Annotated in this window: 21 protein-coding genes and 1 pseudogene; 8 read left to right on the top strand and 14 right to left on the bottom strand. The window is 36.9% G+C overall.

The genetic code is table 11. The annotated features are described in order from the left end of the window. Positions 1 to 2: 2 nt before the first annotated feature. The 4 genes from D017_RS06815 to trmB form a co-directional block, all read right to left on the bottom strand. Positions 3 to 1,139: an Mrp/NBP35 family ATP-binding protein gene (locus D017_RS06815; RefSeq protein ID WP_035335527.1), complete on the bottom strand. Its 1,137-nt coding sequence runs from the start codon at positions 1,137 to 1,139 to the stop codon at positions 3 to 5. A gap of 168 nt (positions 1,140 to 1,307) precedes the next feature. Continuing rightward, positions 1,308 to 1,658, bottom strand: coding sequence for an MGMT family protein (locus tag D017_RS06810; RefSeq protein WP_035335526.1), 351 nt, complete (start codon positions 1,656 to 1,658; stop codon positions 1,308 to 1,310). Further along, complete coding sequence (locus D017_RS06805) at positions 1,655 to 2,284, bottom strand: LysE family transporter (protein ID WP_035335525.1); 630 nt, start codon at positions 2,282 to 2,284, stop codon at positions 1,655 to 1,657. The genes D017_RS06810 and D017_RS06805 overlap by 4 nt, the downstream gene beginning before the upstream one ends. A 9-nt stretch (positions 2,285 to 2,293) precedes the next feature. Continuing rightward, positions 2,294 to 2,968: a tRNA (guanosine(46)-N7)-methyltransferase TrmB gene (trmB, locus tag D017_RS06800; RefSeq protein ID WP_035335524.1), complete on the bottom strand. Its 675-nt coding sequence runs from the start codon at positions 2,966 to 2,968 to the stop codon at positions 2,294 to 2,296. Positions 2,969 to 3,474: 506 nt separating this feature from the next. Between trmB and D017_RS15570 the strand changes: the two are divergent. Beyond that, positions 3,475 to 3,957 (top strand): annotated as a pseudogene (locus D017_RS15570) (glycosyltransferase); the annotation flags it as partial. Positions 3,958 to 4,068: 111 nt separating this feature from the next. On the opposite strand, the gene D017_RS06790 reads toward D017_RS15570, so the two are convergent. Both D017_RS06790 and D017_RS06785 read right to left on the bottom strand, forming a co-directional pair. Beyond that, the gene (locus tag D017_RS06790; RefSeq protein WP_035335523.1) at positions 4,069 to 5,124 is read right to left on the bottom strand and encodes an ATP-binding protein; all 1,056 of its coding nucleotides are present in this window, start codon (positions 5,122 to 5,124) and stop codon (positions 4,069 to 4,071) included. After that, a complete protein-coding gene (locus tag D017_RS06785; protein ID WP_035335522.1) occupies positions 5,124 to 5,807 on the bottom strand; it encodes a response regulator transcription factor in 684 nt (227 codons plus the stop codon). Before D017_RS06785 ends, D017_RS06790 begins: the two co-directional genes overlap by 1 nt. Positions 5,808 to 6,120: 313 nt before the next feature. Between D017_RS06785 and D017_RS06780 the strand changes: the two genes are divergently transcribed. Next, entirely contained in the window at positions 6,121 to 7,098 is a 978-nt protein-coding gene (locus tag D017_RS06780; RefSeq protein WP_035338072.1) for an acyltransferase, read from the top strand. A 63-nt stretch (positions 7,099 to 7,161) separates the two neighbouring features. Next, positions 7,162 to 7,611, top strand: coding sequence for a YHS domain-containing (seleno)protein (locus D017_RS06775; protein ID WP_035335521.1), 450 nt, complete (start codon positions 7,162 to 7,164; stop codon positions 7,609 to 7,611). A gap of 99 nt (positions 7,612 to 7,710) precedes the next feature. Here the strand turns inward: D017_RS06775 and tyrS are convergent, their stop codons facing one another. Then, a complete protein-coding gene (gene tyrS, locus D017_RS06770; RefSeq protein WP_192816526.1) occupies positions 7,711 to 9,006 on the bottom strand; it encodes a tyrosine--tRNA ligase in 1,296 nt (431 codons plus the stop codon). 131 nt (positions 9,007 to 9,137) lie between these two features. On the opposite strand from tyrS, the gene D017_RS06765 reads away from it, so the two are divergent. Then, a complete protein-coding gene (locus D017_RS06765) occupies positions 9,138 to 10,133 on the top strand; it encodes an NAD-dependent epimerase/dehydratase family protein (RefSeq protein ID WP_035335520.1) in 996 nt (331 codons plus the stop codon). Here the strand turns inward: D017_RS06765 and D017_RS06760 are convergent. From D017_RS06760 to D017_RS06750, 3 genes are read right to left on the bottom strand one after another with little or no spacing between them, the layout of a single operon-like run. Next, positions 10,117 to 10,632, bottom strand: a complete 516-nt coding sequence (locus D017_RS06760) for a DUF4296 domain-containing protein (protein ID WP_035335518.1) — start codon at positions 10,630 to 10,632, stop codon at positions 10,117 to 10,119. The genes D017_RS06765 and D017_RS06760 overlap by 17 nt on opposite strands. Beyond that, a complete protein-coding gene (locus D017_RS06755; RefSeq protein WP_035335517.1) occupies positions 10,632 to 11,972 on the bottom strand; it encodes a dihydroorotase in 1,341 nt (446 codons plus the stop codon). The genes D017_RS06760 and D017_RS06755 overlap by 1 nt, the downstream gene beginning before the upstream one ends. A 2-nt stretch (positions 11,973 to 11,974) precedes the next feature. Then, on the bottom strand, positions 11,975 to 12,697 hold the full coding sequence (locus D017_RS06750; RefSeq protein ID WP_035335515.1) for a polyprenol monophosphomannose synthase: 723 nt from the start codon (positions 12,695 to 12,697) through the stop codon (positions 11,975 to 11,977). A gap of 792 nt (positions 12,698 to 13,489) precedes the next feature. Here D017_RS06750 and D017_RS06740 point away from each other — a divergent pair. Next, positions 13,490 to 14,236, top strand: coding sequence for a uroporphyrinogen-III synthase (locus D017_RS06740; protein WP_035335512.1), 747 nt, complete (start codon positions 13,490 to 13,492; stop codon positions 14,234 to 14,236). A gap of 83 nt (positions 14,237 to 14,319) precedes the next feature. Here the strand turns inward: D017_RS06740 and D017_RS06735 are convergent, their stop codons facing one another. Further along, a complete protein-coding gene (locus tag D017_RS06735) occupies positions 14,320 to 15,093 on the bottom strand; it encodes a DUF3050 domain-containing protein (protein WP_192816525.1) in 774 nt (257 codons plus the stop codon). 217 nt (positions 15,094 to 15,310) lie between these two features. Here D017_RS06735 and aspS point away from each other — a divergent pair, with 217 nt between their 5' ends. From aspS to D017_RS06720, 3 genes are all read left to right on the top strand, one after another. After that, entirely contained in the window at positions 15,311 to 17,074 is a 1,764-nt protein-coding gene (gene aspS / locus D017_RS06730) for an aspartate--tRNA ligase (RefSeq protein WP_035335510.1), read from the top strand. Between the two features lie 159 nt (positions 17,075 to 17,233). After that, positions 17,234 to 17,500 carry a hypothetical protein gene (locus D017_RS06725; RefSeq protein ID WP_035335508.1) on the top strand — a complete coding sequence of 89 codons (267 nt, stop codon included), beginning with the start codon at positions 17,234 to 17,236 and terminating at the stop codon, positions 17,498 to 17,500. 91 nt (positions 17,501 to 17,591) lie between these two features. Next, positions 17,592 to 17,783, top strand: coding sequence for a cold-shock protein (locus D017_RS06720; RefSeq protein WP_013750944.1), 192 nt, complete (start codon positions 17,592 to 17,594; stop codon positions 17,781 to 17,783). Between the two features lie 91 nt (positions 17,784 to 17,874). Here D017_RS06720 and D017_RS06715 read toward each other — a convergent pair whose 3' ends face one another. From D017_RS06715 to D017_RS06705, 3 genes are read right to left on the bottom strand one after another with little or no spacing between them, the layout of a single operon-like run. Then, positions 17,875 to 18,780: a geranylgeranylglycerol-phosphate geranylgeranyltransferase gene (locus D017_RS06715; RefSeq protein WP_035335506.1), complete on the bottom strand. Its 906-nt coding sequence runs from the start codon at positions 18,778 to 18,780 to the stop codon at positions 17,875 to 17,877. Positions 18,781 to 18,811: 31 nt separating this feature from the next. Next, on the bottom strand, positions 18,812 to 19,750 hold the full coding sequence (locus D017_RS06710; protein WP_035335505.1) for a mevalonate kinase: 939 nt from the start codon (positions 19,748 to 19,750) through the stop codon (positions 18,812 to 18,814). Positions 19,751 to 19,780: 30 nt separating this feature from the next. Next, complete coding sequence (locus D017_RS06705) at positions 19,781 to 20,863, bottom strand: diphosphomevalonate decarboxylase (RefSeq protein ID WP_035335504.1); 1,083 nt, start codon at positions 20,861 to 20,863, stop codon at positions 19,781 to 19,783. Positions 20,864 to 20,953: the final 90 nt, after the last annotated feature.

Genomic DNA, 20,953 nt, shown 5'->3' with positions numbered 1-20,953 from the left:
AATTAATTCTTTACAGCAGAACAACCTGCCATGGTAGTAATCTTTATAGCCTCTGTTGCTGGTAGGCTTTTGTTGCGGCGTACAGTTTCTTCAACAACATTTTTAGTAAGCTCATCAAAGGCTAGCATTGTAGGCGTGTTTGCTTGTAATGCAGCTGGACGACCTACATCTCCTGCTTCACGTATACTCTGTACTAATGGTATTTCTCCCAGTAAACGTACGCCTAAATCATCGGCAAGATTCTTTGCTCCTTCCTTTCCGAAGATGTAATATTTATTATCTGGTAACTCATCTGGCGTAAAGTAAGCCATGTTCTCAACGATACCAAGTACTGGGACATTGATACTTTCTTGCTGGAACATCGCTACACCTTTCTTTGCATCTGCAAGTGCCACATTTTGAGGTGTACTCACAACAACCGCTCCTGTAATAGGTAGTGATTGCATAATGCTCAAGTGTATGTCTCCAGTTCCCGGAGGAAGGTCTAACAGTAAGAAATCTAGTTCACCCCAAGCAGCATCAAAAATCATTTGATTAAGAGCTTTTGCCGCCATAGGCCCTCTCCAGATAACCGCTTGATCTGGCTTAGTAAAAAATCCGATAGACAGTACTTTTACTCCGTAACTCTCTACAGGCTTCATTTTTGACTTACCATCTACGGTAACAGAAAGTGGTCTCTCATTTGCTACATCAAACATAATAGGTACAGAAGGACCATAGATATCTGCATCTAGAATTCCTACTTTGAATCCCATTTTTGCAAGTGTAACCGCGATATTTGAAGTCACTGTAGATTTACCCACTCCTCCTTTTCCAGAAGCAATAGCTACGATATTTTTAATACCTGGAATTTCCTTTCCTTTTATCTCGTTGCTTTCATCTTTGGCTGGTGCGTTGACTTTTACATTAACCTTCACTTGTGCTTTTGCAAACACTTTATCGTGTATGGTTTTCATAATATCAACCTCTGCCTTTTTACGTGCTTGTAACGTTGGGTTATTAATAGTAATATCTACTATCACCTCATCACCAAACGTAAGTACGTTTGTAACAGCACCACTATCTACCATGTTTTCTCCAGCACCTGGAGCTGTTATGGTTTTTAAAGCCTCAAGAATATCGTTTTTTTGTAGTTTCATTGTTGTGTTTAAGCAATTCTGAATAATCTCTAATTAGACTGATTCTAAATGCAAAGATACAACCGCGAGCATGTATATTCCAACCTTTGAAATTTCAAATTATTTGACATTTCAAGTTTGTTTAATCACAAAATATTTTATTGATTTTTAGGGATTCTCTGCCTAGCGCTAGAAGTATGGTGACAACTCCACACTAGGGTCCCAGAAGTGCTTTTTAAATGCCACAATCTTATCATCTACCACCTCTACACCCTCGTTTTCTAGTAGCTGTTGCATAAGATTAGTTTGTGCAAAATGATGCTTACCCGTAAGTAGACCCACCCGATTTACAACTCTGTGAGCAGGGACTTCACTATGTGTATGTGCACCATTCATTGCCCACCCCACCATACGGCTACTTCTCGCAGCTCCTAAGTACTTTGCAATAGCCCCATAACTTGTTACACGACCATAAGGTATCTGGGCAGCAACCGCGTAGACCTTTGTAAAGAAATTTTCGGTTTTTGGTGTATAATTCATTCGAAGTAGATAGTTCTTACTAGTGTAATAATCATTAATATCACCATAAGACCAGCCATAAAGTAATTAGAATACTTTGTAAAAGTGGTTGCTCTACTCTGAATTCTTGCAAAAAATATCACATAAAAATAAAGCGCCGTAAAGGTTCCCAATGCTGCCGCTAGCACAAAAAACGTAATAGCTACAATATCGTACTCTACTTTACCACTCACATTTAAGGCAGCGCCTAGGGCACAAAAATATGGTATGGGCAGGATATTAAGGACAGAGATCATCATCCCTTTACCTAGACTCTTGAGTCCTCTATTTTTAGATAGCTTTACTTTAGGAACCTTCCCCCGCTTTGCCTTCATAAAGAAGAACACCGCCATTATTAAGAAAATTACAAGCCCTGTTCTCAATAACATATTTTGAACAAATGGATTGCCAAAAATATATTTAGCCAGCAGTACAGCAATAAGTGCCTGTATAATTACAATAAATGATGCCCCTATAGCAACTAGCAATCCATTATTGCGACCACGTTCTACACAGGTTTTTGCAACCGACATATTTATTAGACCAGGAGGGATAACTCCTGCTAAAGCAGCAAAAAATGTAATTAAGAAGAGTTTTGTTATCTCCAAGGCTAGCGGTTACTTAACTCTAAATTTAATATAAGTAATTGGTTTTCCTTGTTCTAGATATTGTTTTTCATAAAAAGTTTGAATACCTACCACTTCCTTAGGAGAGTATTCATTCTTATACACATTATGATTTGCCTCTAAAATCTCGTGACCTTCGCCGTGAAGTAACCCTAAGGTGTAACCATGCATAAACTCAGAGTCAGTTTTTAAGTTTACACAACCGCCTGGTTTAAGCACACGCTTATACTTTTGGAGAAACTCCGTATTAGTCATTCTGTGTTTTGTGCGCTTGTACTTAATTTGAGGATCTGGAAAAGTAATCCATATTTCATCTATTTCCGCTTTCGCGAAAGCGTGCTCAATCAACTCAATTTGCGTACGCATAAAACCTACGTTAGTCAAGTTGTCTTCTATTGCTGTTTTTGCTCCTCTCCAAAAACGGGCACCTTTTATATCAATACCCACAAAGTTTTTATCTGGATAAGATTGCGCGAGCCCCACAGAATATTCTCCTTTACCACAACCTAGCTCGACTACGATAGGGTTCTCATTTTTAAAAAAGTCTTTATTCCATTTACCCTTTAATGGGAATGTACCATCTACGAGTTCTTCCCTTGTAGGTTGTACTACATTTGAAAAAGTCTCATTTTCTCTAAAACGCTTAAGCTTATTTTTACTTCCCACAGGTATATTTAATGTTTTGGTAAAATTAAGGAAACTTTTAGTAGTTAGAAGTGTTAGATATTTGCATTGTGAATTATAAAAAACACATACTAGTTGCACCCCTCAACTGGGGACTGGGTCACGCTACGCGATGCATCCCTATAATTCGCACTTTATTATCTCAAGAGTATAAGGTAACCATCGCTAGTGATGGCCAAGCCTTAAAACTCCTTATAAAGGAATTTCCAGACCTTGCTACAGTTACTTTACCTTCGTATAATATTGAGTATTCTGAGAAAGGATCGCATTTTAAAAGAAAACTAATTGCAGATTTGCCTTCCATACGAAGAACGATAAAAGAGGAGCACAGAGATCTTGAAGAACTCATCTATAAATTAAATATAGATGGTGTAATATCTGACAACAGACTTGGGCTATACACTAAAAAAGTTCCGTGTGTTATAATAAGTCACCAGCTGCAAGTCTTGAGTGGTAAAACCACATGGTTCTCATCTGCCGCTCATAGAATGTATCTTCAGAGGTTTAATGAATGTTGGGTTCCTGACGTAGCTGACGATATAAATTTAAGTGGAATTTTAGGGCATCCACAAAAAAAACTCTCTATACCTACCAAGTACATAGGACCTTTGAGCAGGATGCAATCTCGCAAGGAAGAGATTATCTATGACTATATCGCTGTATTATCTGGACCAGAGCCACAGCGCAGCATGCTAGAAGAAATTATTATTACATTATTTAAAAAATCTAGTTCAAAGCTCCTTATTGTACAAGGAAAAGTATCCTCAGAGCAGGAATTTAAGAGCGTAGGCCATCACATAAAGGTTGTAAATTATCTAACGTCTATTGCTTTAGAAAAAGCGATTAACCAGAGTAGCTATGTAATTGCACGATCTGGTTACACTACAATTATGGATCTAGCCGTAATGAGAAAAAAGGTGTTCTTTATACCTACACCTGGACAAACCGAGCAAGAATACCTTGCCGAGGTATTGAAAACAAAAAAGATTGCGCCTTACTGCACACAAGACAGTTTTAAAAGCAAAGAGCTACCTAGGCTTAAAGTATATCCTGGCTTTGAGCAAGGACTACCTGCTTATGATTTAACTCAATTCTTCGGCCTTTTCAATGGTAAAAGAGAACTCAGAGCCCACCCCAAATTCACTTTCAACATACACTCTTTCTTCATGCGCTTCAATGATGTGCTTGACAATAGACAGGCCTAGACCCGAACCTCCTACTTTACGATTACCAGATTTATCTACACGATAAAAACGCTCAAAAAGTCTAGGGATATGTACACTCTCTACTCCCTCACCATTATCTGTAATGCGCACCAGGACTTTATTCTGAATTAGATCTTGCACGCTTACTTCTGTCGTTCCGTTTTCTTTACCATACTTTATAGAGTTTTCTATAAGGTTAGTAAGTAGTTGTTGCATACGTTCTTTATCTGCATTGACCATCACGCCATCATCGTAAGGCGCATCAAAAGCAAGTGTGATATTCCTCCTTGCAGCTTTCATTTCTAACATTTCAAAGGTATTTTCCACCAGCTCTATAATGTCAAAATACTCATAGTTTATATTGAGGTCGCCCACTTCCAGCTTTGTAATCATGTCCAAATCATTTACTAGGTAAATGAGACGCTCCACACCTTTTTCGGCACGTTGTAGATATTTTTTACGTACTGCTTTATCATTTATAGCTCCATCCAAAAGCGTGAGAATATATCCTTGTACAGTAAAAAGAGGTGTTTTTAATTCATGTGCTACGTTTCCAAGAAAGTCACGTCTATATTCATCTTGAATACGTAAAGATGATATTTCTATTTTCTTACGTTTTGCATAACGCTCTACTTCCTCAGATAAGGAAGCCATGTCTGTGGTAATATTATCTGGCACAAAACTCACATCCTCAAGCAGTTTTATGTTATCATAAATCTCTTTAACTCCCTTTATAATAAAAAACTGAGTTCTATAATGGATAATTAAAAAAGAAATAACAAAGCATAGCCCCACACCTATCGCTGGCGCCTGCCAGGATGGCTCGCCCTCCCGCAACAACTCAAGTGTAACAATAAGTATCGCAAATACTATTGATATATAACTTGCCGTAATAAGAGAGAATGAGTACGACTGCTTATCTCCTGCGGCCATTAAATCACAAATTTATAGCCTACACCTTTTACAGTTTTAAAAGACGCATCTCCTATTTTTTCTCTAAGCTTACGTATGTGTACGTCTATAGTTCTCCCGCCCACTACAACTTCCAGACCCCAGACTTTATCAAGTATATCTTCTCGAGTAAACACTTTACCTGGTTTTGATGTTAATAGCGACAATAATTCAAACTCTTTACGCGGCAAAGACAATTCTTCTTTACCCTTATACACCTTATATTCCTCTCTATTGATTACGAGATTACCAACTTTTGTAACTTGAGAAGCTACTTCTTCTTCCTTAAATCTTCTTAGCAATGCTTTTACCTTACTTATTAAGACCTTAGGTTTAATAGGCTTTGTAATATAATCGTCTGCGCCAGCATCAAATCCTGCTACTTGTGAGTAATCTTCTCCTCTAGCTGTAAAGAATGTAATTATAGTTTGATCTAGATCGCTATTTGCTCTTATCACTTCACAAGCTTCTATACCGTCCATCTCTGGCATCATCACATCGAGAATGATTAAATGAGGTGAATGTTTTTTTGCAAGTTTTACAGCCTCTACACCATTTGACCCAGTTATAACTTGGTAACCTTCATTAGATAAATTATAACCTACAATTTCAAGAATATCCGGTTCATCATCTACAAGAAGTATTTTTAGGTCCTTTTTTTTCATGCTTTAAATATTATACGCCTACTGTAAATATACGTTGTTTTAATCTTTTGATTTACCCTGCAATGTATTAGCAATATTATCCTTTCTCATGTTAAGAGCATTAAGAATTCGTTAAGTTTTTCTACAACGACAACAATTGGCAAGGTAAAATTAAAGCATTTAACTGCATGATAAACAACACATCAATGACAAAAGAGTTTTTCCATTAAGCTATATTCATGCTAAAAACTACTCACCTGCCATTAATTTATCCTTAAAACTGACATAAATATGGGTAGATATGTTTTATATCTTTGCACAAACACTACTCTCAATGCCTCAACGGTCTATTTTCGATATCACTACAGATGCACAATTTGAAGAAGCTGCACTAGAATCATTCCGCTTTCAATTTGAGAATAATAGCACTTATAGATCTTTCTGTGATTTACTTTATAAACATCCCAGTGAGATTACAAAAAGTAGAGACATCCCTTTTTTACCTATTCAGTTTTTTAAATCACACACCATTCTCACGTCTGGATCAGAGCCTTCAGTTGTTTTTAGTAGTAGTGGGACTACGGGGAGCATTACTAGCAAGCACAATGTTGCAGACTTGAGTTTATATGAGGATAGTTTTAGGCACGCTTTCGCGAAAGCGTACGGCAACCCAAAAGATTATGTAATCCTAGCCTTACTACCCTCCTATCTAGAAAGAACTGGTTCTTCACTTATTTACATGGTAGATGATTTAATAAAGACCAGTAATCACCCTGACAGTGGGTTTTATTTAAATAACCTCGACGAACTAGCAAAAAAGCTAAACTCATTAGACAAGTCTGGACAAAAAGTGTTACTCATAGGAGTATCATTTGCGCTTTTAGACCTAGTAGAATCCCATCGCTTTAATCTTAAGAACACCATCATAATGGAAACTGGAGGGATGAAAGGGCGTCGCAAAGAACTAGTGCGTGAAGAGCTGCATGAAATACTTCGTAATGGTTTTGGCGTGTCTTCAATACATAGTGAGTATGGCATGACCGAGCTGTTAAGTCAAGGGTATTCTAATGGCAACGGGATATTTACCACACCTCCATGGATGAAAATATACACTCGAGACACAGAAGATGCTCTAAGCCTACTAGAAGGAACGAAAACCGGAGGTCTCAATGTGATTGACTTGGCTAATAGATTTTCTTGCCCCTTTATAGCCACTCAAGATCTTGGGCGAGTATACAAAGATGGCAGCTTTACCGTAATAGGTCGTTTTGACAACTCAGATATTCGGGGCTGCAACCTCATGTCCCTATAAAATGTAATCCTGCTAAAACTAATACGACTTACCTTACGTACGTATTACTAAAATAGCAAGTTTATGAAATCACTATCATTTATTCTCGTAGCATTGTTTACAATTGCCGCTACTGCCCAAAAAACGGATTACAACCTCAAAAAAGGATATGTAGCCGAAGGATATGACGTGACAGAGTATTTTAATAATAAGGCAATAGAAGGAAACAAGGAGTTTACCACAACCTATGATGGTGCAAAATTCAAATTTGCCAGCCATGAAAACTTAGAGGCTTTCTTGCTGACTCCAGAAAAATTCATCCCTCAATACGGAGGCTATTGTGCTTACGCCATTGCAGATAAAGGAAAAAAAGTGTCTATAGATCCAGAAACTTTTGAAATAAGAGATGGCAAATTATATCTCTTTTATAATTCATGGGGAGTAAACACCTTAGAAAAATGGAATGAAGAGGGCGCAGCCGCTTTAAAGAAAAAAGCAGATATTGAGTGGAAGAGTGTAAGGACTAAACATTAATAACGACTTCATAATAGATTGGTTAGTTAGTTAGAAAGCCCCAGATGTTCACTTGAACACTGGGGCTTTCATATATTTATTAGTAAAGTTTTTACTTAACTAGACTGCTCTAATAACAAAATAGTTTTTCTTACCTCTTTGAAGCAGTACAAAGGTTCCATTTATTAAATCTGTAGTCTGGATGGTATAATCCTCTCCTACTTTTTCCTTATTAATTGAAATGGAATTTTCTTTAAGCGCACGTCTTGCTTCTCCATTAGACTTCAAAAATCCAGTCTTCTCCGCTAGTGCTGCAATGATATCTAAGCCACCTTCTATGTCTGCTTTGTCGATCTCTGCTTGTGGCACACCTTCAAAAACATCTAGAAAGGTTGCTTCGTCAAGAGATTTCAAGTCATCACTCGTACTCTTACCAAATAATATATTTGAAGCTGCAATTGCTTTTTCTAGCGCCTCTGCATCATGTACCGTAGTAGTTACCTCTTCTGCCAGTCTCTTTTGTAAAGCTCTCTGGTGTGGAGCTTCCTTATGAGCTGCAACAAGTGCCTCAATCTCTTCTCTATCTAAAAATGTGAAGATCTTAATGTACTTCTCTGCATCCTCATCTGTTGTATTTAACCAGTACTGGTAAAATTTATATGGTGATGTTCTTTTTGCATCTAGCCATACATTTCCTCCTTCACTTTTACCAAATTTACTTCCATCAGACTTGGTAATAAGCGGGCATGTAAGTGCATATCCTTTTCCGCCTCCTATGCGACGAACTAATTCTGTACCTGTAGTAATATTACCCCATTGGTCACTTCCTCCCATTTGGAGCGTGATTCCTTCGTTTTTATACAAGTGCAAGAAGTCATATCCTTGAACCATCTGGTAGGTAAACTCTGTAAATGACATACCATCTGCATCTTCACCGGTAAGTCGGTTTTTTACAGAATCTTTTGCCATCATATAATTAACCGTAATATGCTTACCTATATCACGAATGAAGTCTAGAAAAGAAAACTCCTTCATCCAGTCATAGTTATTCACTAAAAGTGCCTGATTTTCTGCACCCGAAGTAAAGTCAAGAAATTGCGACAATTGGTTTTTCACACACTCTTGATTATGACGCAATGTTTTTTCGTCAAGAAGATTACGCTCAGAAGATTTTCCAGATGGATCCCCTATCATACCCGTAGCTCCTCCCACCAGTGCGACAGGTCTATGACCAGATCTTTGATAATGTGCCAGCAACATAATAGGAACTAAATTTCCAATGTGTAATGAGTCTGCTGTAGGGTCAAAACCTACATATGCAGAGCGCATCGCTTCCATTAAATGCTCTTCGGTTTGTGGCATCACATCGTGTATCATCCCACGCCACTTTAATTCTTCTACAAAATTCTTAATCATTGCTATTGTATTTAGGCAATAGCAAATATAAAAAGAAGCGTGTGACCACGGCTATTGTTTCTATTAAAAAGACAAATCATGTATATACTTCATATAATTAAGAATTAATCCCTGAGATGTATCTTTACCATATGATTTTAGTTACGGGGAGTACTGGACTTGTAGGCACGCATTTACTGTTAAGCCTCACACAAAAAGGTGATAGCGTTAGAGCATTATACAGAAGTGAATCTAAGAAGGAAGAGGTTGTTTCTTTTTTTGCTTTCGCGAAAGCGGAATCTCAATTACAACGTATAGATTGGGTTCAAGGGGATATTACAGAAATACCCAGCCTCGCCACAGCCTTTGAGGGTATAACCCATGTGTATCATTGTGCGGCACTTATTTCATTTGACCCCTACCAATTTAAAAAGCTTACTAAAATAAATATTGAAGGAACGGCAAATATTGTAAACCTATGCCTAGCAAATAATATAAAAAAGCTAGTCCATATAAGCTCTATTGCTACGCTGGCAAACACACCAAACAATCCAATTACAGAAGAAAATTTCTGGGATCCCGACGCCAAAAATTCGGTATATGCGCTCACAAAAAATGGCGCAGAGATGGAAGTATGGAGAGGAACACAAGAAGGCTTAAACGCAATTATTTTAAATCCCGGAATTATAATAGGTGAAGGAAACTACCAAGCTGGCAGCGGAAAATTCTTTAATCATATTCTTGAAAGAAAAGATTTATACCCTACTGGAAGTAGCGCTGTGATAGATGTAAAGGACCTAGTAGCATTAATGGAGAAAGTTATGATCACTCCTCTAGCGCAAGAAAGATACATCGCGACTGCTTACAATATCACTTATCGTGAGCTACTAAAAGAAATAGCACAGACTTTAGGCAAGAAAGCACCTACTAGACCTCTAAGCAGTAGCTTACTACAGTTTTTAAACTTCTTAGACTTTATAAGAGGCATATTTACTCGCAAAAGACAAATAACTAAAATAGGGTACAAGTCATTGCAAACACAGACGCTGTACAATAATAACAAAATAGTAGAGGCATTTAATTATGTTCCCACGCCACTGGATGAGACATTATCACGTATAGCAGTGCATATTAATCAGACTCGCTAAAATCTTCTTTTACCCGTATCTTTTTTCTGCTAAAAGTATCTGTAATTAAACGCCTTGGAATTTCTTTAAACTTTGCAGAATCATTTTGTTTAAATTTTGCTTGTACTTCTCTTGCTTTTAATGTTCGCAAAGAATCTTGCTCTTTTTTCTGCACTCTTTCTATCGAGTCATTCACTTTCAATTCTGCTTTGACTCTCTCTAGCACTTTAGCATTTAAAGATTTGTAAGCATCTACATCTGCTGTGTAATAAGCTAGATTCTTTGCATACGTAAGGCTGTCAATATCAAATTTATCATAAATATAAGTTTCTGGCTGGATCCCCAAGAGTTTAAGCTGTGCAATATTATAACCTCTAGCACTAGAAATAAGTACAGATTCATATAATATATTCTCCATGGTTTTCTGATTAATGAAATTATCTGGCTTTTCTACAGGCGGAATGTCTTGACAACTCATCAAGCACATAAAACCTAGAAATAAAGCATATAATCCTCTCATTATCTATCAAACGTAAGACGTTCACCAAAAAGTTCATCGTACACCTTAAAGTTTTTATGAGCAAGGCGCCCATTTACAAAAGTGTGTGTTATTCTAGACTTGAATGTAGTTCCTTCAAAAGGAGACCAACCGCACTTATAAAGAATATTGTCTTTTTGTACAGTCCACGGTGCATTAAGATCTACAAGCACAAGATCTGCCTTATAACCCTTACGTATATACCCTCTCTTTTCTACTTGAAAAAGTATTGCTGGATTATGACACATCTTTTCTACAATCTTCTCTAAAGAGATTTTTCCCTGATGATAAAACTCTAACATTGCCGGTAAAGCATGTTGTACTAATGGGCCGCCACTAGGAGCTTTTGTATAAACGTTATTTTTTTCTTCTAGAGTATGTGGAGCGTGATCTGTTGCTATAACATCAATCTTATCATCTAGCAATGCTTGAAAGAGCATATCACGATCTTGAGCGGTTTTTACAGCTGGATTCCATTTTATCCTAGAGCCCTTCTCATCATAATCTGCATCAGAAAACCATAGGTGATGTATGCAAACCTCTGCTGTAATTTTCTTTTCGGCTAGTGGAATGCTGTTATCAAACAACTCTGTTTCCTTACCTGTAGATAAGTGAAAAACGTGAAGTCTAGCTCCAGTTTTCTTTGCAAGCGCTATTGCTCTAGATGAAGATATATAACATGCCTCCTCACTTCTTATGATAGGGTGGAGATTCATAGGTATATCATCACCATAGCGCTCTTTATAAATGGCCAGGTTTTTTCTAATGGTCTCCTCGTCTTCACAGTGGGTTGAAATAACCATATCTGTAGACTTAAATATTTTTTCAAGCACTGCCTCATTATCTACCAGCATATTACCAGTAGAGCTCCCTAAAAACAACTTAAGTCCGGCAACACTTTTCTTATCAACTTTTAAGATCTCATCAAGGTTGTCATTAGTCCCTCCAAACATAAAAGAATAGTTTGCTGCAGATGAGTTTGCTGCAATTTCAAACTTTTCTTCCAACTTCTCAACAGTAGTAGTTTGTGGGTTTGTGTTAGGCATTTCGATAAAAGATGTAATACCTCCAGCAACAGCCGCTTTAGATTCTGTCGCAATATTTGCTTTATGAGTAAGTCCAGGCTCTCTAAAATGCACTTGGTCATCTATAATTCCAGGTATAAGATAAGTACCCTCTGCATCAAAAATGTGCACATCACCAGATTTTGCACTTATACTTTCTGCAATTTCCTCTATAATGCCATCATGTATTAATACGTCCCCTCTAAAAATGGTTCCTTCGTTAACAATATGAGCATCTTTTATTAAAATCTTTTCCATAATCACTTTTTAAAAAGGTGTTGTAATCGCATTTTAACAACACCAAAAATAGCCTCAGAGATAATACCTGAGCTCATTTTACTTTCACCTTTAGTTCTATCTGTAAAGACTACAGGAACTTCAACTATTTTAAACTTTTTGAGATATGCTTTATACTTCATCTCTATTTGAAACGCATACCCTACAAATTTAATATTTTCAAGATTTATTGCTTTTAACACCTTACGATGATAGCAAATAAATCCAGCTGTAGTATCATATATGTTCATCCTTGTTATAAACCTAACATATCTGGAGGCTCCCCAAGAAAGCAATACCCTCCCCATGGGCCAGTTTACAACATTAACTCCCGTTACGTATCTAGATCCTATAGCAAGATCTGCACCATCTTTAACACATGCATTATAAAGCCTAATCAAATCATTAGGGTTATGTGAAAAATCTGCATCCATCTCAAAAACATATTCATATTCTTGATCAAGAGCCCATTTGAAGCCCGCTATATATGCAGTACCAAGCCCATTTTTCTTAGGTCTATTTAAAAGAAATAGTTTCCCTTTATAAGATTCTTGAAGTTCTTTTACAGTAGCAGCTGTTCCATCTGGAGAATTATCATCAACAACTAAAATATGGAAAGCTCGTTGTAGCGCAAATATATTGCGCAATAGTCTCTCAATATTCTCAATCTCGTTGTAGGTGGGTATGATAACTACAGCGTTTGCCATGCAATCTTGTTTGAGGCAAATGTACTTATTTTAATAAGGTCATTACACCTCGAGAGCACCTTTTGGTAGAATTTGTAGTATTTTTAACGCTCTAAAAAAACTCCTCGATTTGGAAAGCAGCCTACGTCTTATTACATATCAAAACTGGATAACAATAACCATAGTTAGCTGCTTGATATTACTAGCTACAATTAAGTTTTTTTATCAGGCTAGATTCACAGATTTTATAAAAGTGATAGGTGCAGATCGATTTTTCAGCACAAGATCGAAAGGAGTTTTTATACTACATCCATTACAGCTTGCACTATTGATAATACAATTTACAGGCATCTCGCTTCTCTTCTACTTAACATACTGCACCTTTCAAGGCCTCACTTTTTCAGACAACTTTGATATTTTCAAGTATATATTAATAGGCTATGCCGCCTTTGAGATTATAAAATTCTTGTTAGAACGATTTATAGCATATGTTTTAAATTTTGACAAAAAGATGCAGTCTTTTTTTTACAAACGACTTAATGTTAAACACCTCTTAGGACTCTTTGCGCTTTTAGGAAGTGCCTTTATCGTATACCAACTGCAAATTCCTTTGTATTTCATTTACAGCATCCTAGGTATAATCATAACTATTTACACTATTTCACAATTTTGGCTCATTCGTAAATACAAGAGTGACTTTTTTAGGTTTCCTTTTTATTTTATTTTGTATTTTTGCACTCTCGAAATTGGGCCCTACTTTATTTTGTACTCATTCATCGCAAAACAGTAGCCCAATTAAAAAAATGAGTGTTTATGAAAGTGAAAACTATCCTCGTTTCGCAACCAAAGCCTAAGGTTGAAAACTCACCTTATTTTGAGCTAGAACAAAGACAACGCGTTAAAATAGACTTCATCCCTTTCATCCATGTAGAGGGTGTCTCAGGAAAAGAAGTTAGATTGCAAAAAGTAGATCTTAAAGACTACACAGCAATCATACTCACAAGTCGCAATGCCGTTGATCACTTCTTTAGAATTGCAGAGGAAATGCGTTTTAAAGTTCCAGATACCTTAAAATATTTTTGTCAGAGTGAAGCTGTTGCTTACTACCTTCAGAAATACGTGGTATACCGTAAGCGTAAAATATATGTAGGTAAACGCACATTTCCAGAGCTTATCCCATTAATCAAAAAGCATAAGAATGAGACATTCTTATTGCCATCATCAGATAAGTTCAAGCCTAATGTGCCAGAACTTCTCGATGCTTTAGGTGTAAAATGGATGCAATCTACTTTTTATAAAACCGTAGTAAGTGATCTTTCTGAATATGAAAATGTATTTTACGACATATTAGTATTTTTTAGTCCAAGTGGTATTCAATCATTATTTGAAAACTTCCCTAACTTTAAACAGAACGACACACGTATTGCCGCTTTTGGTAACACCACGGTAAAAGCTGCCGAAGAAGCAGGGCTTAAAGTAAATATCCAAGCACCTACACCAGAAACTCCTTCTATGACTATGGCATTAGAGAAGTACATTAAAGATGTAAACAAGAAGTAATATTCTTCCATCACATATATAAAAAACCTGCTCAGTGAGCAGGTTTTTTTATGGACGTTAGTAAAGTATACTACCCCATTTATCTAAGCAAAAATCTCTTCACGCTTAATCTCACTTAATATACCATCCCAAAGATTTAATCTTACTTTTAAAGCCTCCTTAGAGACTGTAATCACTTCATCCCATTTATTATTATCCTCTCCACATAAATGTTCAATCATCTGCAAAGCCATAGGCCCATGCTCATCTTCATCCAGCTCAATATGACGATCAAAATAATACTTAAAATCAGATAAGTCTTTAGCTGGAAAATTATCTTCTATTTCCCCAATAATTGCACTAAACATTGCTGGAATTAAATTTTCACGGCCAAAAGTGAATGCCGCTGCTATCTCATGCAAATTACCCCTATCTATAATATCAAATGTAAATTTTAAAAACTGACTTACCCCAGCTGGCAGATTTTCGATAGCCTCATGTATTGCAATTACATCAAAATCTGTAGTAACTAGACGATCTATTGCAACCGTACTCGCACCAGCTTTTTGCATAGCATCGATGTACATCTCATAATGACTCTGTCGCTCCCCTTTTGCATTAATATCCGTCTCCTCAGCAAGAACAATTTCATTGATTAAATATCTAGTTTCGGCACTTCCTATTGGTTTCCATGGAGTTTTTGTACATGTTAATCCATTTTGCAATGCCTTCAACAAAGACATAAAATCCCAAACGGCAAATACGTGATGCTCCATAAAGACCAAAAGATCTTCAGGCGTTTTTATCTCTTTATATAAAGAATGACTAAGCAACTGTTCTTGAAGCGGTTGTATTTCTCGTGTAACTTGTGCAATCATTTTCAATCTATTTTATCATATATAATACGCATATAAGCGCGTTTCGGTTCTTGTAAACAGACGACAAATTTACGTTTTTAAGAAGGTAAATTGAATTTTTACGCTTTCGCGAAAGCGTAATTAAACCATAAAAAACACTTCCTTAACATTTATAGACAGTTACTGTTTAAATCCCCTTTGATATATTTATTTTTGCACATCTCAAACAGAGCAAGAAATGTACAGAACGCACAATAATGGAAGCCTAAGAGCTGCCGATGTAAATAAGGAAGTTACCCTCGCAGGATGGGTTCAAAAATCTAGAGATAAAGGATTTATTATTTGGGTAGATCTACGTGATCGTTACGGAATGACGCAACTTGTTTTTGATGAGGAGCGTACCGATGCATCTATTATGGAGCAAGCACGTAAACTAGGACGCGAATTTGTAATTCAAGTTACTGGAACCGTAATAGAGCGTGATTCAAAAAATCCAAATATTGCTACAGGAGATATCGAGATTTTAGTATCAAAACTAGAAGTGCTTAACGCATCACTTACTCCTCCTTTTACCATAGAAGATGAAACTGATGGTGGTGAGGATGTACGCATGAAATACCGTTACCTAGATATACGCCGTAAGCCAGTGCGTGACAGCTTGATCTTTAGACATAAAGTTGCATTAGAAGTACGTAAATATCTTTCTGACCAAGATTTTATTGAGGTAGAAACACCATACTTAATCAAGTCTACTCCTGAGGGAGCTCGTGACTTTGTAGTTCCTTCTCGCATGAACGAAGGACAATTTTATGCATTACCACAATCTCCGCAAACCTTCAAGCAATTGCTTATGGTGGGAGGAATGGACAAATACTTCCAGATTGTAAAATGTTTCCGTGATGAAGATTTACGTGCAGATAGACAGCCGGAGTTTACACAAATAGACTGTGAGATGGCTTTTGTAGAGCAGGAGGATATCTTGAACATCTTTGAAGGACTTACACGCCACTTACTTAAAGAAGTAAATGGTGTTGAGATTGAGAAGTTCCCTCGCATGCTGTATGATGATGCAATGCGTTTATATGGTAATGACAAACCAGACATCCGCTTTGGGATGGAATTCGGAGAACTTAATGAGGTAGCACAACATAAGGACTTTGGCGTTTTTAATAACGCAGAGCTCGTAGTAGGTATTGCTGTCCCAGGAGGAAATAGCTATACTCGTAAAGAAATAGATAAACTTATAGACTGGGTAAAGCGCCCGCAGGTAGGTGCACTAGGAATGGTGTACTCTCGTTGCAATGACGATGGATCATTCAAGTCTTCTGTAGATAAATTTTATGACCAAGAAGATCTAGCAAAATGGGCAGAAGTAACTGGAGCTCAAAAAGGAGATCTTATCTGCATCCTTTCTGGAGAAACTTCAAAAGTTCGCGCTCAAATGAGTGCATTACGTATGGAGCTAGCAACACGTTTAGGACTAAGAGATCCTAAGGTATTTGCTCCATTATGGGTAATAGATTTCCCATTACTTGAACTAGATGAAGAGACTGGGCATTACCACGCAATGCACCACCCATTTACATCTCCTAAGCCTGGACAGATAGAACTACTAGATACAAAACCTGGAGAGGTAAAAGCAAACGCATACGACCTAGTACTTAACGGTAACGAAATAGGAGGAGGATCTATACGTATACACGATAAAGAAACGCAAGCTATCATGCTACGCCACTTAGGCTTCTCTGAAGAAGAAGCTAAGACACAGTTTGGCTTCCTTATGGATGCTTTTGAGTATGGAGCGCCACCACACGGAGGTCTTGCTTTTGGGCTAGATAGACTTGTTGCTATTCTAGGAGGACAAGAAACTATACGTGACTTTATTGCTTTCCCTAAAAATAATAGTGGTCGTGATGTCATGATAGACGCACCTGCTTTTCTTGATGATGAGCAAATGAAGGAATTGAATTTGAAGTTACGTGATCAAAAGTCAAAACACTAACAAACTCCTACTTAACAAAACCAAGTCTTGGAAACAGAAGAAAATCAAAGCAACTCTAAAGTATTTAAAACTGTTTTAAAAACGATAGCAATCACGATGGTTAGCATCTTGGTACTAGCTATCATTGCTTTTTTTATAACCATTACATTCTTTGAATAAATGAACAAAGCTCGACGTATTTTCATCATTGTTCTTTTCTTTATTCTAGCAGCGATGCTTGCATATGGCTTTTACTGCAAAGACAATGTAGACGCAGCTTTGGGTCATAAGTTTATTGGCCTTTCTATTGCAGGTGGTTTTTTCATTTTAATGCCCACTTTTATTTATCACCGCTGGAAAGATCGCAAAGTGGCAGACTATATGCTCACAGATGACGCTTTTAAAAGAATGAAAGAATTTAACAATTCCAAAGATAAAAAGCGCTGAATTTAAAGAGTTTACATTAATATAATATTAGCAAAAGTTTTGGTTACCAAATAAAAGTGTAAGTTTGCACTTTATTAATACATATTTTATAATGGAAGGAACAGTAAAATTTTTCAATGAGTCAAAAGGTTATGGTTTTATAACTAATGACGACACCGGTAAAGACATTTTTGTACACGTTACAGGTCTTAACGGGGAAACTATCAACGAAGGAGACAAAGTTGAGTACGTAGAAGAAGAAGGAAGAAAAGGATTGACTGCTGCACAAGTACGTGTATTGTAGTAATCAAGATAGATAGATACTTTTTTACGATTACAAAAGCTCGCCTATGGCGGGCTTTTTTCGTTTAGATCAATTCCTTTAAACCCTTAACTTAAAATATTCTATTAAGCACCACACTCGCGTCCAGAAGCACAATACAGAACACCCCAGCTACGATAATAAACTTCAAAATATTATGTAGTAACACATAATGAGGTCTCGCTACAGATCTCCATAAAACGGCTAGAAACAATAATAACAGAGCAACACTTCCATAAAAGTAGTAACTCATATCTCCTAACTTAAAACGATTAATTAGAAAAAAGATAGGGATTATGGTTAAGCCTGCCAATATCGTAAGCAACCACTTCGAAGTAGTTGTACCATAAATCACGGGAATTGTTCTATAATTCTGCACGAGATCGCCTTTCAAATTTTCCAGATCTTTTACCATCTCTCGCATGGCTATTACTAGAAATAAAAATGAACCGTGTACAAAAATTACAGGCGCTAGGTTCCCGTAATAGATAAATACAGCAAAGAATGGAGTAATCGCGAGTGTTGCCGCTACTAGATTACCTACAAAAGGATATTTTTTGAGTTTATGTGAGTAAATCCATATTCCAAAAATATAAAGGGCATAAAATATTACCGCTCTAAAAGACACATAGCTAGCTGCGATTACGGCTAGAAAATTGAGTACAAAATATATAGACAGCTTTGTGTTTTGACTCACGAGCCTGTCTAACATGGTCTTTTTAGGCCTATTAATCAGATCTTTTTCAGAATCGTAAAAGCTATTGATAATATAACCCGCTGCGATGGTAAAAACTCCAGCGAGCACTAGAAATAAGAGATTGAGATCAAATATAATTTCGCGTAAGCGTAAATCTGGAGCTAGTATAAATATAGAAGTAAGATACTGTGCAATGACAATTACAAGAATATTATAACCACGCACCACAGAAAAGAGACTGATTAACTTAAGGATAAAACGTTTGTTTTTTCTCGAAAGCATCAGTTACCTTTTATGTAAGTAGTAAGAATTACTAGAAAGTGTAAACCACTTCTAACTTGTGTCCCTTAAGGGCTTGCTGCGCTTTTTCTAAGTTCTCTGTAAACCCGAGCATATAACCACCACCGCCAGAGCCACAAAGCTTTAGATAATAGTCGTTACTCTCTATTCCTTGCTTCCATAGGTCATGAAATTTTGCAGGGATCATAGGTTTAAAGTTGCTAAGCACCACTTTAGATAATTGCTTCACATTACCAAAAAGTGATTTTACGTCTCCCTTCAAAAAATCATCTACACAAGCATCTGTATGTTTTACAAACTGATCTTTAAGCATTGCTCTAAAGCCATCTTGCTTCATACTTTCCATAAAGATATTTACCATAGGAGCAGTCTCACCTACGATACCACTATCTAATAAGAAAACAGCACCTGTACCCGTTTGCGCTTGAGAGGGAATTCCTGCAGCTTCAATGTGATCTTTACTATTGATGAGAATAGGTAAACTTAAATAACTATTAAGAGGGTCTAATCCAGAAGAATTGCCATGAAAGAAAGATTCCATTCCACCAAAGATTTGCTTTAAGTTAAGCAACTTCTCTCGCGTAAGATTTTCTAATACTGTGATTTTATCTACCGCATATTTATCATAAATAGCCGCTACTAGCGCACCACTACTTCCCACTCCGTAACCTTGAGGTATACTAGAATCAAAGTACATACCTGCAGCTACATCTGCTTGCATTTGATCAATATCAAATGAAACAAGCTCTGGCTGCTCCGCCCCTAAGTCTTTCAGATAGGTGACAAAACGTGCAAGATGCCCGTTTGATGCAATTGCTTCTTCAGACGGATTCTCCTCTATCTTAAGAGCTCCATTATAGAAGTTATATGGTATAGCAAGTCCTTTGGAATCTTTTATGATTCCATACTCGCCAAAAAGTAAGATTTTAGAATAAAAAAGTGGACCTTTCATAATGGGGTTCTCCTAATGAGTTACACAAATTTACAGTTTTTTTGCTCCATTACCCACACAATCATCAATATAGTGGCTATTTTGGCAAAATTTTGAAAGCTTACTAGCTATAAATTTCTGAACAGATTCCTTTTCATTTTCTGGATACAACACATGAACATTTGCTCCAGCGTCAAGTGTAAAGCAAATTTTTGAGTCTGTTTCATTGCGGTAAGCCCAGATTTCATTTATTATCTCGAGTGTTTTAGGCTTCATCAAGATAAAGTAAGGATGACTCGTCATCATCATAGCATGCAGTGTGAGCGCCTCACTTTCCACAATTTTAATGAACTGATCAACATCACCTTCCTTAAAAACTTGCATCAAGCTTGATAAGTTTTCATGTGCTTGGGTAAATCTCGCTTTCGCGAAAGCGTGACCATGCATTAAATCATGCCCTACAGTACTACTTACTTGCTTCTCGCCTTTATCTACAAGCAAGATGGTATCTTGATAATTGTGGAATTTCTCATGAATTTCTCCTTCGTAAGATGTTCCATAAAAGTTTGTACTCCCTTCTATCTCCGCATGCTTACCCCAAACCACAAGAGGCCCCTCTATACTTCTACACGCACTTCCAGAACCTAGTCTAGCAAGAAAACTTGCCTTCTCATTAAAGAAAGCATCTGTCATGGCTCCCTCCATACCTCGCTCCATTTCCATAAGACAGAGAGCAAGCGCACTCATACCAGATGCAGAACTCGCAATACCAGAGCTATGAGGAAAAGAGTTAGACGTCTCAATTTTATACTCATATTCCTTTACAAAAGGCATATAAATAGCTATACGCTCAAAAAATTTGGCAATTTTTGGCTTGAAATCTGGCGCTGCTTCTCCATCTAAAAAGATCTCAAAAGGAATCTCGCCAGAGCTATTACTATTCTTTTTATAAGATAGCGTTGTTGTTGTATGGCAGTTAGATAAGGTAAAACTTATGCTTGGATTTTGAGGTAACTGCTCACCATATTTACCCCAATATTTAACAAGGGCTATATTGCTAGGAGATTGATAACTTACAGATCCTGCAGGTAATACCTGATAATCACCAGAGGGTATAAAATCGCTTTCGGTCATTGAGTTTGAGTAGAAATTTATACAAAGATAGCAATATCAACCTTTAGAGACGTCTAAGATTATTTACTACCTTTAAGTCTTAACCAATTT

This window comes from Dokdonia sp. PRO95, assembly GCF_000355805.1.
In the GTDB taxonomy this organism is placed as follows: Bacteria; Bacteroidota; Bacteroidia; order Flavobacteriales; family Flavobacteriaceae; genus Dokdonia.
This window is presented reverse-complemented; position numbering and strand designations above follow the sequence as displayed.